The sequence below is a fragment of the Granulicella aggregans genome (assembly GCF_025685565.1).
Taxonomy (GTDB): Bacteria; Acidobacteriota; Terriglobia; order Terriglobales; family Acidobacteriaceae; genus Edaphobacter; species Edaphobacter aggregans_B.
In genome coordinates, this window is the sequence record NZ_JAGSYE010000003.1 from 1 (window position 1) to 14,188 (window position 14,188).

16 protein-coding genes are annotated in these 14,188 nt (G+C 55.6%); 9 read left to right on the forward strand and 7 right to left on the reverse strand.

The features are described 5' to 3' along the window. The 4 genes from OHL18_RS15400 to OHL18_RS15415 all read left to right on the forward strand — a co-directional run. Positions 1–402 (forward strand): TolC family protein (locus tag OHL18_RS15400; RefSeq protein ID WP_263375771.1); only part of this gene is annotated, 402 nt, incomplete at its 5' end. Between the two features lie 49 nt (positions 403–451). Next, complete coding sequence (locus OHL18_RS15405) at positions 452–1,222, forward strand: MlaE family ABC transporter permease (protein WP_263375772.1); 771 nt, start codon at positions 452–454, stop codon at positions 1,220–1,222. Beyond that, positions 1,219–1,962 (forward strand): ABC transporter ATP-binding protein, encoded by a 744-nt coding sequence (locus tag OHL18_RS15410; RefSeq protein ID WP_263375773.1) that lies wholly within the window; start codon positions 1,219–1,221, stop codon positions 1,960–1,962. The genes OHL18_RS15405 and OHL18_RS15410 overlap by 4 nt, the downstream gene beginning before the upstream one ends. A 1-nt stretch (position 1,963) precedes the next feature. Beyond that, positions 1,964–3,328, forward strand: a complete 1,365-nt coding sequence (locus tag OHL18_RS15415; protein WP_263375774.1) for an MlaD family protein — start codon at positions 1,964–1,966, stop codon at positions 3,326–3,328. Between the two features lie 257 nt (positions 3,329–3,585). Here the strand turns inward: OHL18_RS15415 and OHL18_RS15420 are convergent, their stop codons facing one another. Further along, positions 3,586–3,804 carry a hypothetical protein gene (locus OHL18_RS15420; RefSeq protein WP_263375775.1) on the reverse strand — a complete coding sequence of 73 codons (219 nt, stop codon included), beginning with the start codon at positions 3,802–3,804 and terminating at the stop codon, positions 3,586–3,588. A 95-nt stretch (positions 3,805–3,899) separates the two neighbouring features. Further along, entirely contained in the window at positions 3,900–4,310 is a 411-nt protein-coding gene (locus OHL18_RS15425) for an ArsR/SmtB family transcription factor (RefSeq protein ID WP_263375776.1), read from the reverse strand. 71 nt (positions 4,311–4,381) lie between these two features. Here OHL18_RS15425 and arsM point away from each other — a divergent pair, with 71 nt between their 5' ends. The 4 genes from arsM (at position 4,382) to OHL18_RS15445 (ending at position 8,535) form a co-directional block, all read left to right on the forward strand. Continuing rightward, a complete protein-coding gene (arsM, locus tag OHL18_RS15430; protein WP_263375777.1) occupies positions 4,382–5,272 on the forward strand; it encodes an arsenite methyltransferase in 891 nt (296 codons plus the stop codon). Positions 5,273–5,370: 98 nt separating this feature from the next. Further along, positions 5,371–5,775 (forward strand): arsenate reductase ArsC, encoded by a 405-nt coding sequence (locus OHL18_RS15435; protein ID WP_263375778.1) that lies wholly within the window; start codon positions 5,371–5,373, stop codon positions 5,773–5,775. 650 nt (positions 5,776–6,425) lie between these two features. Continuing rightward, a complete protein-coding gene (locus OHL18_RS15440; RefSeq protein ID WP_263375779.1) occupies positions 6,426–7,349 on the forward strand; it encodes a class I SAM-dependent methyltransferase in 924 nt (307 codons plus the stop codon). 499 nt (positions 7,350–7,848) lie between these two features. Further along, the gene (locus OHL18_RS15445) at positions 7,849–8,535 is read left to right on the forward strand and encodes a hypothetical protein (protein WP_263375780.1); all 687 of its coding nucleotides are present in this window, start codon (positions 7,849–7,851) and stop codon (positions 8,533–8,535) included. A gap of 54 nt (positions 8,536–8,589) precedes the next feature. Here the strand turns inward: OHL18_RS15445 and OHL18_RS15450 are convergent, their stop codons facing one another. The 4 genes from OHL18_RS15450 to OHL18_RS15465 form a co-directional block, all read right to left on the reverse strand. Next, positions 8,590–9,780, reverse strand: a complete 1,191-nt coding sequence (locus OHL18_RS15450) for a VIT1/CCC1 transporter family protein (RefSeq protein WP_263375781.1) — start codon at positions 9,778–9,780, stop codon at positions 8,590–8,592. Between the two features lie 129 nt (positions 9,781–9,909). Beyond that, positions 9,910–10,707, reverse strand: a complete 798-nt coding sequence (locus tag OHL18_RS15455) for a hypothetical protein (protein ID WP_263375782.1) — start codon at positions 10,705–10,707, stop codon at positions 9,910–9,912. A 99-nt stretch (positions 10,708–10,806) separates the two neighbouring features. Next, on the reverse strand, positions 10,807–11,370 hold the full coding sequence (locus OHL18_RS15460) for a YceI family protein (protein WP_263375783.1): 564 nt from the start codon (positions 11,368–11,370) through the stop codon (positions 10,807–10,809). A gap of 43 nt (positions 11,371–11,413) precedes the next feature. After that, positions 11,414–12,544 (reverse strand): NAD(P)/FAD-dependent oxidoreductase, encoded by a 1,131-nt coding sequence (locus tag OHL18_RS15465; RefSeq protein ID WP_263375784.1) that lies wholly within the window; start codon positions 12,542–12,544, stop codon positions 11,414–11,416. A gap of 164 nt (positions 12,545–12,708) precedes the next feature. Between OHL18_RS15465 and OHL18_RS15470 the strand changes: the two genes are divergently transcribed. Then, positions 12,709–13,488 (forward strand): hypothetical protein, encoded by a 780-nt coding sequence (locus OHL18_RS15470; protein WP_263375785.1) that lies wholly within the window; start codon positions 12,709–12,711, stop codon positions 13,486–13,488. A gap of 29 nt (positions 13,489–13,517) precedes the next feature. On the opposite strand, the gene OHL18_RS15475 is transcribed toward OHL18_RS15470, so the two are convergent. Beyond that, complete coding sequence (locus OHL18_RS15475) at positions 13,518–14,156, reverse strand: DUF2306 domain-containing protein (RefSeq protein ID WP_263375786.1); 639 nt, start codon at positions 14,154–14,156, stop codon at positions 13,518–13,520. Between the last annotated feature and the right edge of the window lie 32 nt (positions 14,157–14,188).

Consider the following 14,188-nt stretch of genomic DNA (forward strand, 5'->3'; position numbering starts at 1 on the left):
GACTCGAAGAACTTTTACTATGAGGCCTACAGCAGCGTCAGCCAGTCGATCTTCGACGGCGGCAAGCTGCGGAATAATCTCCGGTACTACAGAGCGCAAGACCAGGAATATCTCGACACATATCAGCAGACCATCGCCGGAGCGTTGCGCGATGTCTCGAATGCTTTGATCGCCTACACGAAGACCCGGGAGTATCGGGAAAAGCAGACGGCGCAGGTAGCATCGGCAGCGGAAGCCGTGCGGCTTGCCGACATACTCTACAGAGGCCGCTCGACAAGCTATCTTCAGGTTTTGACCAGCGAAGCCACCCTCTACAGTGCGCAACTTTCCTTAGCTACAGCTCAGCAACAAGAAGCACTCTCGTTGGTGACGCTTTACAACGTCCTCGGGGGAGGATGGTGATGAGTTTACGTTTACCAGCAAGTCAGAGGATGTCGACGAAGTGGTGCTTATGTCGAGAAGACTGACGTTCTTTGAGTCTGTCGGCGACATGAGCGTATTTGGCGTCAGGGCTTTGGCTCGCGCCTTTATCCCTCCGTTCGAATTCGCAATTCTGCTTCAAGAAGTGGAAGAGATTGGCGCACGCTCTTTACCCCTTATCGGGGCTGCGGGTGTTGCGCTCGGCATTGTCCTGACGCTACACACAAGAAGTGCGCTGGTCAGCTTTGGAGCCGAGGCGTGGGGGCCAACCCTGCAGGCTGTGTCTTTCTTCAACGAACTGGGACCGCTGGTGGCCGCCCTCCTGGTCTCTGGCCGAGTTGGCGCGGGTATAGGGGCCGAGTTGGCCAACATGCGAGCCAATGAACAGATTGACGCAATCGAGGTATTGTCCATCGATTCCTCGAAGATGCTGGTCTCAACACGGATTGTGGCCTGCATTATCAGCTTGCCTCTCTTGACGATCTTTATGGATTTTGCAAGTCTCCTCGGCGGCTTCATCTCCGAATACTTCGCGTCCCGTATCTCGTTGCAGCTTTACGTCAACCGCGCGTTTGTGAACCTGAGTTGGGCCAGCTTTATCGCTCCAACGCTCAAGACATGCGTCTTCGGCTTCATCATCGGCACAGTCTCCTGCTACTTCGGATTCACGATCGACGAGGGATCGGCAGGCGTTCGTCGCGCGGCGACCAATAGCGTAGTGCTGTCGTCCCTGCTGGTAATCCTGTCGGACGTTTGCCTGGTCAAGATCATTTACTTTTTCTTCCCCGGGAGCGCTCTATGAGTCCCGATCAGGCGGCTGTCGAGTTCAAGCAAGTCTCCAAGAGCTTTGGAAGCAGCCACGTACTCAGCGATGTGTCCTTCCAGGTGCTTCAGGGTGAGACGCTCTGCATCCTTGGCCGCAGCGGAACGGGCAAGAGTGTCACTCTCAAGTTGATGATTGGGCTACTAAAGCCCGATGAAGGCACCGTCCTCATCGGGTCAGAGGACATTTGTGGCATGGATGAAAAAGAACTGTCGCGCATTCGCCGGGAGATCGGCTTTCTCTTTCAGGGCGCAGCTCTCTTCGATTCATTCACGGTCGGCGACAATTTAGCGCTTCCTGAACAGCGCTTCAATCCTCAGAAATCCGCAGGAGAAGTCAAGACGGATGTGGAAGAGATGCTCCGGCAGGTAGGTTTGGAACATGACATAGGAAAGCTTCCCGGCGAGCTTTCGGGGGGCATGAAAAAGCGGGCGGGCCTGGCCAGGGCGCTGGTCATGAATCCCAAGCTGCTCCTGATTGACGAGCCGAGCAGCGGGTTGGACCGCATCACGGCGTCCGAGATCGACGACTTGCTTCTGAAGATTAAGACGGAACGGCACACCACGATGGTCATCGTCACCCACGACATACACGGTGCCAGAAAATTGGCGGATAAGGTCGCGGTACTTGACCAGGGAGCTCTGGTTGGATTCGGAACGTTCGATGAACTGAAATCGAGTCAGAACGAAGTGGTTCGGGCACTCACGACGGAGTACTGATATGAAGAAACACTTGACCATCGTAGGAGTCTTTATCGTCTCCGGACTATTGCTGTTCACTGTCGGCATATTCCTCATAGGCGACAGGCACGAGGCATTTAGCCGCCACGAAGAGCTGTACATTGACATGGCCGGCGTAAACGGCCTTACGCCCGGAACCAAGGTTCGTGTTGAAGGCTTCGATGCGGGACAGGTGAAGAGCATTCGCCTGCCTGACCATCCTTCCGGGACGTTCAGGCTGAAACTGGAGATTGCCAACAAGCTACACTCGCTCATTCGAGAGGATTCCGTGGCGACCGTGGAGACGGATGGTTTGGTCGGCGATAAGTATCTGTTGATCCGCAATGGATCGGACAACTCTCCTGAGGCAAAAAATGGATCGACCATACCGAGCAAGGAGCCTGTTGAACTTTCGGCGGTCATCGCTAAAGTATCCGGTGTAGTGGACCAGGCGAATACGACGATAAGCGATGTGCGTGTCCGACTCGACGGTGTGCTGGATGACTTCAAGACCACAGTCAATGACACAAATGGCTTAATCACTGATGCGCGCTCAGGCAAGGGCACGGTCGCTACCCTGCTGAACGACCCAAGTACCGCTGCACATATAAAGCAGGTGGCCACCAACGCCGATCAAGCCAGCGTAAGCCTTGAGCAGGCATCGGAACAAGCACGGCAGTTGGTCAGCGACTTCCAATCGAGAGATCTGCCCGCAAAGGTCGATGACAGCGTGACCAACGTCCGCCACGCCTCCGAGCAGATCGATCAGGCCTCTCAAAAGGTAAACTCCACACTGACCGAGGCATTGGCGCCTGACAGATCCGGCACAAGTGCGGCCCAGAATTTGCGCGAGACTTTATCCAACGTAAATCTTGCGACTGCGAACCTCGCTGACGATACAGAGGCAATCAAGCATGAGTTCTTCTTCCGCGGGTTCTTCAAGAAGAGGGGCTTTTACAGCCTGAGCGAACTAACTCCTGGTGAATATAGAAACAACAGCTTTTTCCAGAATTCGCGCAATGAACGCTTTTGGCTTGGGACGGAATCCTTCACCAAGGATGCTGATGGGACGGACATCTTATCGGTCGAGGGTCAGGCAGAGATCGATCAGATCGCCGGCCAAGCTGGAGACGGGATCATGGAACTTACGATCATGATCGAGGGCTACTCCACGGACCCATTGCCCTACCAGCAAATCGTTCTTTCGAACGCACATTCTCTCACCGTCGCACACTACCTGGAGAAGCGCTTCAAATTGCATTCCGCGAATCTCGGCACGATCTCTCTCGACACGAAGCCTCCACAATGGTCGGGAAAGGATTCTTGGAATGGTGCATGCATCGTGTTTCTCAGTAAACCGAAATAGCCCCCCAACATCGAAGTCCAAGAGCATCGACAGCTGTACCTCGCCTGCCAAACTGGGGCCTTTTGCGCCCACTCTCTGCCGTCGAACTCTTCGTTCAAAAAGCCCTCAAGGGAGATTCCATTATCCAGTCAACGTGACTTGAGAATTTAAACCCGGCCTTCGGAGCACAAACACCTTGCGTACGAAATGAGTAGTCTATGAATGGCGTGGCGCAACTGACGTACCTGGCTCTCGGGTTGGCGGTCTTCGGCCAACAGCTATGCCTTCCGTTCCCATCGATGCTCCTCTTGATGACAGCCGGCGCAGTGGCCGTTCGCGGCGAAGGACATCTCACAATTCCACTCGTTCTGTTGACGAGCGTCGTCGCATGCGTTGCGGCGGATAGCGATCGGGATATTCGTGGTTCCCGTCTGGAACTTGTTGACGAGGTCGGCAGTCGAGGGAACGAAGTGGCCGATGGCAACGTCGATCACCATTGCGAAGAAGATCCAAGGGGTCAGAAAACGATCAAGGAACTAGAGCTCTTTGCGAGCAGCAGGAGCACAGATCTGGCCTTGCGTGAAGGGAGACATTAACAGGCCTCGCAGGACGTTTCTTGAATCGTTGTCGGAATGGGTGCGCCGTCGAGCGACGCATACTTAGATGGAGAGCAACAGGCCTTCGACAAACGCGCTCGATCAGCCTGCATCGCCTTGTCTTCCTTAAGCCAGCCGAGTGTTTGCTTCAGGATTTGTGCCGCACCAATATGTGGTGGCATCACGATCCGATAGTGCATCCACTTTCCCTCGCGCCGCGCCGCGACAATGCCCGCGCTGCGAAGGTACGCAAGGTGTCTGGACACCTTCGGCTGGGGTCCGCCGAGAATCTCGACAAAATAGCAGACGCAGATCTCCTGATCTCCCATCAGGTTCAGGAGGCGGAGCCGCGTGTTGTCGCCGAGAGCCTGGAAGAACCGCTCAACATTGAATGTCTGTTTCGCCATGGCTTATGTATACGCCTTGACGAATGCGATGGCAAGACATATATTCACCTAAGCAGATGTGAGGAGGCAGTATGTCAGAGCAGCTTTTGGAATCGGTGAAGTCGAAATACGGGGCAGTCGCAGAAAGTTCCTTGTCGAACGATTACGCAGGAGTGCAGGCTGTGGCAGAGGCCTTCGGCTATACCGCTGAGGAACTGACGTCCATTCCTGCCGAGGCAAACATGGGCCTTTCGTGCGGCAATCCGACTGCTACGGCGCATCTCCGGCCTGGGGAAGTGGTCGTCGATCTTGGTTCAGGCGGAGGGCTTGATGTGTTCCTGGCATCCAAGCTGGTCGGGCCGACCGGCCGCGCTATCGGCATCGACATGACCACGGCCATGATCGAGCGCGCACGCGCAAATGCGAAGGTCGGCGGCTACACCAATGTTGAGTTCTACCAGTCCACCATCGAACAGATTCCACTCCCCAACGCATCGGTCGATTGTGTGATCTCGAACTGCGTCCTGAACCTTACTCCTGATAAGCCCGCTGTCTTCCGCGAGATTGCTCGCGTACTGAAGCCAGGAGGCCGGGTCGCTATCAGCGACATCGCCCTCAAGCATGACCTCCCCGAAGCGGTAGCGCAGAGCATGGCCGCTTATGTTGGTTGCATCGCCGGAGCCATCAAAATAGAAGACTACAAGAACGGGCTACTCGCAGCAGGTTTCGAACACGTCGAGATCGTCGACAGCGGAGCGGACCTCAATGCTTACGCGAAGGTGGAGAACCAAGCGGGATGCTGCTCCCCTGCAATGGACACCTCAAATCCGTTCCAGCTCGTTGAGACTGCTTGCTGTACCCCGGCACCGACTGAGCCTTCGCTGCACGACGATCTCACGGCGTTGCTCTCGCAGTATGACGTGAACGCGGCAGCGGCCAGTGTAAAGGTATATGCGATCAAGCCGCAGCCGGCTGACTACTAAAAACTGCTGCGGCCCGGACTGCTGCGCGTAGCAGGCTGCCCATAGGAGAAAGTAAGACCAAGGAGCATCCATATCGGTAACCAGTAATCCGGAAGGTAATGGTGCAAAAGATCATCTTCGCTTGTGTTCACAATGCTGGTCGGTCGCAGATGGCCGCAGCTTTCTTCAATCAACTTGCCGATCACAGCAAGGCTGAAGCGGTCTCGGCTGGCACAGAGCCGGGACTTCGCGTACACCCCGAAGTTCTATCCGCGATGCAGGAAGTTGGGATTGACCTGAGTGACGCCAAACCTCAGAAGCTTACTCAAGAACTAGCCGAGGGCGCTTCGCTACTCATCACCATGGGTTGCGGAGACAAGTGCCCTTATGTTCCGAGTTTGCGACGGGACGATTGGCCTCTCCGTGACCCAAAGGGCCTCTCACAAGCAGAGGTCAGGTCGATTCGCGACGAGATAAAAGCTAGGGTTCAAAATCTCTTAGAAGCGGAGAGCGTAGGACACTGAGGGATGTTCGCCCGGCCGATGGCACCTCTGGATTTTCCATCTCGCGTATGAATTCTGCCAGATCCAACGACGAGCGTTTCTCTGGTATAGACCTTTGGCGCTCCATCTGTCGCATGGCTCCCTAGATAACAGGATCAGGATGGCATTGCCTTCCAGAGCGGCGCTACTGAACGGATACAGGGTTGCCGTGCAAAGCAAAAATGGTTCATCTTTGCGTACTTAGGCAATTACGCCGCCTGCATCTGCAGGCGGCGTAAGTCGCTTTCGGATTAGTGGCTATCTCCGTCGTGATCGACGTCGCCGCCAGTGGCCTTGTGTACTGCAGAGCTTAATGACACAGTATAAGCCGGGTGCGTCGTGTTTGATACTGGTGACACTGGAGCTTTGATAACGGATGGTTGCGACTCTGCCTGGATACTGGGGGCAGAACCGATCGGTGCAATGCTCATAGGATTACCTCCGTTTCCTCTATCGGCTTGATCTTACAGAGTTACATCAAATGTGAGATGAACTTTTAGTCATGATCACAGTCGTGGCGAGGTAGCGGCGAAAGTGACAGTCATGCTCGCCATTTCAATTCGAGCATGACAATAAGTTCATCTGCAAGGAGCGTTTAGGTTGTGCTTCTAGTCGTATCCTTGCAGTAACCCATGAGTGATACCAAGGAACATGAGCTTGAAGCGGATATCTGGTCTGAGTGGCTTCTCAACGGCAGACATGGACGCGATCCCGACTACAAGCCCATTATGCGCGCTGCCGTTGCGCAGATTCGGGACCGGGTGCTCGACGGAGCCAGATTGACTTCCGGCATGAGGCTTCTCGATGTAGGTGCCGGTGATGGTCTGATTTCATTCGAAGCTCTCCGACGGGTGAAGCCCCCCTTTTCGGTTGTTCTATCAGATATCTCTACTCCCTTGTTGAAACATGCCGAAAGCGTTGCAGCGGCCCTCGGGTTTCACGGGCAATGTTCCTTCGTACAGACTCCGGCACAAACGCTTGCGGGCATCGCCAACGAATCCGTCGATGTCATCACATCGCGCGCCGTGCTCGCCTACGTTGACGACAAACCTTCGGCTTTACGCAGCTTTTCTCGTGTTCTCAAGCCGGGCGGACGCGTGTCCCTCGCTGATCCCATCGGTCAAGACGCGGCCGTTCACTTGGCCGCACTGACAAAGGTTTTGAGATCGGAGCCTGTAAATTCCAGCACTCCTTTCGTTAGCCTCCTGCAACGTTGGCGGGCCTTGCAAACGCCTTCGACTCTCGACGAGATTCGCTCTAACCCTTTGACCAACTTTTCCGAACGAGATCTCGTTCAGCTCTTCCGCGATGCTGACTTCGTCAACATCCACATGGAACTTCACATCGATGTCAAGACCGCTCCTCCAATCCCCTGGAGCACTTTTATCGAGATTCCTCCGCGGCCCGGAGCTCTCTGTCTCCGCGAGATCTTCGAGCAACACTTCACCGCGGTAGAGATCAGCGTTTTCGAGAGAGTCATGCGAGAAGACGTGGAGAAAGGCAAATTGACCAGTCAAAATCTCAACGTCTATTTGACAGCCGAGAAGCGGGCTTGAGAGTGCCAAAAAAATGATCTGCCCTTGAATTTATCTTGAGCACCCCCTCGATGACGGTTCTACAGAGCGTCTCCCGGTACGTAAGCTGTATACGCAGCGGGATTCTGGTGGTTGCCGTTGTGCGCAGGATCGCATTCTTTACGAGGAACATCGCATAGGGCATACGAGCGCATTTGTGAGATAGGGTGGAGATGGGAACCTGCTCAATGATGCGCCCAGAAACTAAATAAACTTTATGTTATCCGAACGATTCCAGACGCGAGATTCGCGGATTGCGCCATCTCAAGCTGGTATCTCCATGTATCAGCGCAAAGGTGGTTTCATGAAGTCAACGACTATGATTTGTGAGCTGTGTTCGTTTTTCCGGATGGCCTCTCCCTTTCCTCGGCAGCTTTCTTTGATCTTAGCTTTTTGGTGTGTGGCCGCTGCGGCAAGAGCGCAGACCATTCCGGAGGGCCAGATTAGCGGATCGCGTGAGATGTCGAGCAGTGCCGCCCCGATGGCACTACCTGATTCCCCGACTCCTGTTTCACTTATGGGTTTGAGCGATACGCCCGCTTCGAGCACAGCGCAGAACGTGGGGAGCGGTCTTCAATATCCGCCCCGTACCGTCCGTACCAGTCATTTGGACAATCTGATCGACCCGCAAGAGGTGGCTCCCAAGCCCAGCGCGAGCGATAAAGTTGGAATGGGGCTCAAAGCATCTGTGTCCCCGTTTGCAGCAATTGGATGGATAGGGTCGGCGACATACTCTGAGACCTTCAATCGGAGCCCCAACTACGGACAGTCAGCGAAGAACTACGGGCAGCGTCTTGGAGCCGCGGCCGCCCGCGCGAGTTCCGAAGGCATCTTCTCTACATCAGTTATTGCTCCCATCCTGCACGAAGACCCGCGTTACTTTGTGGAAGGGCCGGGGCATTCCGGCCTTCGCAGAACTGGGTACGCCCTCTCCCGAGTGCTGTTCACGAAGACAGACGACGGCCGCAGCACGATCAACTATGCACTTCTGAGCGGCAACGCCATCGGTGCCGGACTGACACAGACCTACTACCCGGCGGGGAACCGCAACTTTCACGGGACGGTGACTACCTTCGGCATTTCTCTGGCTGGCTCGGGCGTCAAATATCTGTTCGAGGAGTTTTTCTATAAGCAGGCGTCTATTGCCCAGTTGAAGAGCAGATTCTAAGGATGTGTTCTGCCATAAGAACCGCAGCCTTTGAACGAGGCCCAAACACTTCTGCTACCCGCCGCCGAGTTTGCCAAGCCCGATCCCGATCACATACGTAACGACACCTTCTAACGCGCCAATCCAAGTCATCTCGAAGCCGCTCGCCCACCAGGAACGGATGGTGATGAGCGACTTCGCTGCCCCAACAGCGAAGTGTGCAAAGAGAGAAACGATGGCCGCAACGATAACCGCCGGAATGCCGTTCAAGAAGAAAAAGGGGATGATCGGGATAAAAGCGCCGACCGCCGTGGATAGGGCTCCGGAGACCGCTGAGACCATGGGTTTGCTCAGCCCCTCTTCGGTGGTGCTAAGACGTTCCCTCGCAAGCGCCTTGATGAGCTGGTTCTTGTCCCTCGCGATATGTTCCACAAACCGTTTCGCATCTTCCTCAGGAAAGCCACGAATCTGATAGCTGAGAGATAGTATCTCTTGCGCCTCGGCCTCATTATCCTCGACGGCTTCCTTCTCTCGTGCAAATTCTGCTTCGTAGATCTCCCGCTCGCTCTTGGCCGCGAGATACGCGCCAGAACCCATCGACAATGCGCTCGCAACCATGCCCGCAAGACCTGCGATGAGAACGAAATGGCTGTTGCCGAGGGTCGCCCCAGATACTCCGGACACGATGCCGAAGATTGACCCCAGTCCATCATTGATCCCGTAGATCGCGTCGCCCACCCAGCCTGCTGCTGGGGAGTGGCCCTTATCGCGCGCGGCCACCAAATCATCGAGCGCCGCCTGAGCCTGTTCGGGTGGCAGCGAAGGCAGAGCACCTCGGGAGCGGATAAGATTGCCGAGAGTCGCATAGTGCTCACGTTCGTCGGCGATTACCTCCTCAAGAATTGCGATGCTGGGTTCATCTCCAAGTGCCTTGAGTTGCTGGCCATACTTTGCAATATCTCTGCCTTCATCGATCTCAAGTCGTCGAAGCGCGAGATCAGGACCGCCGACACGATTTGCAAGCGAGTCGGCCTGCCCCGATGGATCTCCTTTGTATGTCGGCTCTATTCCGCCGATTGCTTTGATCCGCGCTGCCCATAGCGCCGCATGGTGCTTCTCTGCCATCGCCAGCCCACGGAGCGCATTGCGGCGATGTGGGTCCGGCTCACTCTTGGATAGAGCTGTATAGGTGTGGAAACCTTCCATCTCCGCTTGCCAGTTCGCCTCCAATGCGGAAAGAAGTCTCTTGTTGTCTGAAGCTGCCACGTTCTTCTCCATTCTTGGGGCCTTGGCTCTTCGAGAGCGGAACGGTCAGGTGCATCAGTTCCATCGGAGGACTTCTGAATGAGTCCATCTCTTGAGAACAAGCGTCATCGGTCTATAGGCCGTCGCCCATCAGGGCCGCCAAGGGTGCACATTTAGGTCCCGGGACAACATCAGCTTGAGAGTCCATTTGTCGGACGCTGCGGTCAACCCGTATCCAACACCGGTCTCGACGTTCAGACCAAGGAACTTGTTGCCGTTGTAATTCGTCGTGGCCCAGACCTCGTGGAATTGCTTGGAGAGTGGCAGGAAGGCGTGCAGCGGGCCAAACCCGTCATACTCTTCCCCGGCGAGAGCCCATCGTTCATTGAAGTTGTACGCCACTCTTCCCGAGGGATTGTACTGAAGATTGCCCAGCCCTCCCGTGTAGTCGGTATCGACAATCGGATTGTAGATAATATCCCATGGCTTCAAATGTAGGCCGATGATTGGCCGGATCTCTGACGTGACCGTTCGGGACTCCCAATAGTGACGGTTGAAGCTCAACTCAAAGTTGGCTGCGTAGAAGAACTTGTGATCGTGAGCGTTCGGTCGCGCGAACAGTTCGCGAATCTTGAAGCCGTTAAGGGTCGATCCGTAGTTCTCCGAATAGGGCGAGCTTACCGGGAGATAGAGTCCCTGCTCAAGCCACGGAGTCACGCCGTAGGCGAACTCAGCAGTCACCTGATACGAATGATTGGCGACGATTGCCCCAGCATAGTCAGGAGTGGTGCGTCCCTTGGGAGTGAAATTGTTGTGAATCATCAGATTGAAGATTCCTGGAGGCGCGATCTCCCCGTTATAGACTTGAATTTCGTCGGTCTGCGCCAACATCGCTGCCGGCATCGATATGAGAGCAAGAAGGGACAGTAGCGTCGCACGCATCTTCATCTTTTGTGGAATCTCCCGGTTGATTCAATCTTCTCAAAGGTACAATCCGCACGGGAAGGCCTGCGACGCACCATGTGCGTGCGAGCAAAATAGCCGCTGTCAGTTCGAAACCTGGCCCACTAAATTGAGGTCGATTGCGACGTCATTCTCGGCCTTCCAGAACAGAAAACTCGGGTTCTTGAGACCCCACTGCACGTAGGGAATAACGAAGTGTGCCTTCGCAGTCGCCATCGACCGCTCCATGTGAATCTGCAATGGAATCGTTAGATCATGCGGGGTGCCGAGCAGCGTAAAGACGCCGCTCACCTGGATTGTCGAATCACCCGATGGGGCGATCGTCCCCGAATACGTCTTTGGAGCAAATGAAACCGTGGTGTACTGATCGACCTTCAAAATGTCGTTATTCATCTTCCTATCCCGGCTGCCGTTTCCCGTCTTACCACTGCTAGCTAGGACGATCACCACCCCCGATATCTTGGAAGCAGCACGGTCGAAGTCGACCGATCCGGAATGTACGTGGAAGGTGCCGTTCACGATCTCGTGCGTCGTGTTGAGCTTGATCTTGACCTCGCTCGCATCGGGATTTACAGCGAAGGTTTGATGCTGGCCGAGCGCGGCCGGAGCAAGGAAGACAGCAAGAGTTATCACAGCGAAGACTTTCATTGCATCTCTCCTGGGCACATTGGCTACTGATGTAATTGCGGTATCAGCCAGCGACTGTCTGTGCTGCAATGGCGGCAGGCTGAGTGACCCGTGTGAGTTTCGCTGTTACGCGCATCGCGCCGGGCCAGATCCTCAAACAGAACGGCAATACAGCGCGCGCAAATGAGTTGGTTAGGCCATCAGCCGCGATCTCGGCAAGCCGCATCTGCGGGAGCATGGCAGAGCGCAGTTTTGACTGGAAAGCCGGGGCCGATTCTCCGGCAAGATAGGAAGCTGCGCCCCGACGCGCAGTATGCAGGGCGATGGAGATGCCATCGCCCGTGAACGAAGGGATGACAGCTGCCTGGTCGCCGATACAGTAGAGCCCATCTTCTGTTTCCCGTCGCAGGTAGCCGTATGGGATATGAGTGACGGTGATAGGTTTTTCGAGCTGCGGCTCTGCACCATCAAGCCGCATCGCGAGGTGGGGACAGTCCTCTTGCATCTTCGCGAGCAGGCCCTCCCATCGAAGACCCGCACGCGCAAAGTATCGCCGTTGCACCACGCAGCAGAAGTTCACAACGCCGTCTTCCACGGGTTGGACGCCTCCGTACCCACCGGCATAGAGCGTCAACTCCGAGGCATCTGCCAGATCCGCAGTCTGCGCGGCAGACAGCCGGTAGTACATCTTGAAGGCGACCCATTGATGAGGATCTTTTGGACGGCCATGGCCGCGCAGGTCATGCTTCCCGGTGGCGAGAAACGCGGTTGGAGCTTGGAAGGTGCTTCCGTCGACGAGCGTGGCCTGCCAGAGATCGTTGGTTGTGCGACCGAACAACTGAACACTGCGCCCTCGCTCGACTCGGACACCCGCGGCGATGGCTTCGGCGATGAGTGCCGTATCAAGCGCCTTGCGCGTGAGCGAAGCGGCCGGAAAGGGTAGAGGAGCCTCCGCAGCTCGCCTTGCCGCAGCAAGGCGAACGTGATTCAGGGGCACGGCACCAAGGGAGGCTACGTTGATCCCAAGCGCGTGCAGATCTTCAAGGGCCTCACCACTTAGGAACTCTCCGCAGACCTTATGTTGCGGCGTCGGCTCGCGTTCGATCAGCGTGACGCTCCGTCCCCTCCGGGCGAGTGCGATAGAAGCTGCACATCCCGCCACTCCACCACCAACGATCAATACTTCGTCTTGCAAAGGTTTCTCTCCTAGTATCTGTATCTACACTCAGTCTGAAACGGACTCCACCCCTAGTAGACGTCGAGAAGGCTGCTCGGTGCATCATTCTGTACAAATCGTCATTTAGAGGTCTGCAGGCCGCAGGTCTCACAGTGCGTCTAAGGTGATAGAACGAGGTATTGATGAGGCGAAATGATCTCCTGCTGCTGGCTTTGCTGGCAATCGCGTTGGATCCCGCAGCACCGGCTAAACCGATTCCAGTAAGGCACGTCCAACGGCCAATGCATCGTTTTATGGTGGCTCGCTCCGAGGCCGGCAAAACCATCGCAAATGGTGAGTTTTCTCAGTCCGTGCAGGGCGACGAAGTGACGATGCGTATGACCTATAAGTTTGTGGATGGCTCCATTGATGATGAGACCACGACCTACCGGCAGCAGGGTACATTTCGATTAGTACGCAATCATCACATACAGAAGGGGCCGTTCTTCACAAAGCCCATCGATTTTTCAGTAGAAGCCGCTACCGGCATAGCGACCAGCCGCACAGCCGACAGCAAGGGCAACCTACACGTCGAGAGCAAGCACATGGACCTACCGGCCGATCTGGCAAATGGCTTCGTCGGGACATTGCTGTTGAACGTACCTCACAACACGTCGCCGTTTCGGGCGGCGATGCTGGCGCCAGTTGGCGGGGGACGGTTGGTTCAACTTCTGATCTCACCGGATAGCGAGCAGGCGGTTAACTTGGAAGGACAAACCGTAAAGGCTACAGTGTTTCGAATTCATCCGGAGTTGGGTGGTGTCGTGAGGTTGATCGCGCGGCTGCTTGGCCTTGAGCCGAAAGATGTGATGGTGTGGGTACTGGAGGGTGATGAGCCTGCGGTGGCGGTAATTGTCGGACAGCTTGGAGGGTACGGACCCGTCGTCAGCTCGGACCTCGTCGGGACCAGATTCGAGAAATAGGGAGTTTCGGCATCTTCACTGGAAGACCGTCAGTCACGACGTGTGGTGAGCTCGTGCCAGTTGAGGCCGAGATCGACGATCAGCAGCGAAGCAAGCGTGAAGGCAATCACGCCCACCGCGGACAAGACATCGCCTAAATGGCTCCAATAACGCGGCCACAGGTTGAGCACGCGGCTGGAGACGAAGGTAAAGGTCACCGCATAGGAGCGCGCCATCCATTGGCGATGCTGGATGATCTGGCGATTGCGCGCAGTGATGAGGGCGGCAGTAGTGCAGACCATCCAGGCGGCAGCCTGCATGGAGGTTCCCGGGAGCCCTGGACGTCCGGCTGCCAGAGCGATTCCCGTGAACGAACCAACAAACACAGAGATTACGTAGACGCGGCCAAGCACTCGATGCAGTTGCAGATAACGCTGCCGAATCCGCGAAGAGAAGTTGAGCGGCCCAATCAAAAGAGCAAACGTTCCAGCGAGCGTATGCGGGATCAGCAGATGACGGTCAGCAATGACCTGCAGGCGATACGTATGGTACATCGGATAATCGGTGACGAGCAGCAGCTCTGAAGTTATAAAGACGAAGAGAACGATGAGACCAAGCGAAACCCACAGAGTCGTCTTGAATCTCGAAGCAGCTGTAGTGGGCGCTATCAGAGTGGAAATCGGCATCATTTCCCTCTCAGAGAAGCAGATAGTACGAGGTA

Coding starts and splice junctions, on each gene's coding strand:
- OHL18_RS15405 (WP_263375772.1), top strand. CDS start 452: ATGTCGAGAAGACTGACGTTCTTTGAGTCTGTCGGCGACATGAGCGTA.
- OHL18_RS15410 (WP_263375773.1), top strand. CDS start 1,219: ATGAGTCCCGATCAGGCGGCTGTCGAGTTCAAGCAAGTCTCCAAGAGC.
- OHL18_RS15415 (WP_263375774.1), top strand. CDS start 1,964: ATGAAGAAACACTTGACCATCGTAGGAGTCTTTATCGTCTCCGGACTA.
- OHL18_RS15420 (WP_263375775.1), bottom strand. CDS start 3,804: ATGGTGATCGACGTTGCCATCGGCCACTTCGTTCCCTCGACTGCCGAC.
- OHL18_RS15425 (WP_263375776.1), bottom strand. CDS start 4,310: ATGGCGAAACAGACATTCAATGTTGAGCGGTTCTTCCAGGCTCTCGGC.
- arsM (WP_263375777.1), top strand. CDS start 4,382: ATGTCAGAGCAGCTTTTGGAATCGGTGAAGTCGAAATACGGGGCAGTC.
- OHL18_RS15435 (WP_263375778.1), top strand. CDS start 5,371: ATGGTGCAAAAGATCATCTTCGCTTGTGTTCACAATGCTGGTCGGTCG.
- OHL18_RS15440 (WP_263375779.1), top strand. CDS start 6,426: ATGAGTGATACCAAGGAACATGAGCTTGAAGCGGATATCTGGTCTGAG.
- OHL18_RS15445 (WP_263375780.1), top strand. CDS start 7,849: ATGGCACTACCTGATTCCCCGACTCCTGTTTCACTTATGGGTTTGAGC.
- OHL18_RS15455 (WP_263375782.1), bottom strand. CDS start 10,707: ATGAAGATGCGTGCGACGCTACTGTCCCTTCTTGCTCTCATATCGATG.
- OHL18_RS15460 (WP_263375783.1), bottom strand. CDS start 11,370: ATGAAAGTCTTCGCTGTGATAACTCTTGCTGTCTTCCTTGCTCCGGCC.
- OHL18_RS15470 (WP_263375785.1), top strand. CDS start 12,709: ATGAGGCGAAATGATCTCCTGCTGCTGGCTTTGCTGGCAATCGCGTTG.
- OHL18_RS15475 (WP_263375786.1), bottom strand. CDS start 14,156: ATGATGCCGATTTCCACTCTGATAGCGCCCACTACAGCTGCTTCGAGA.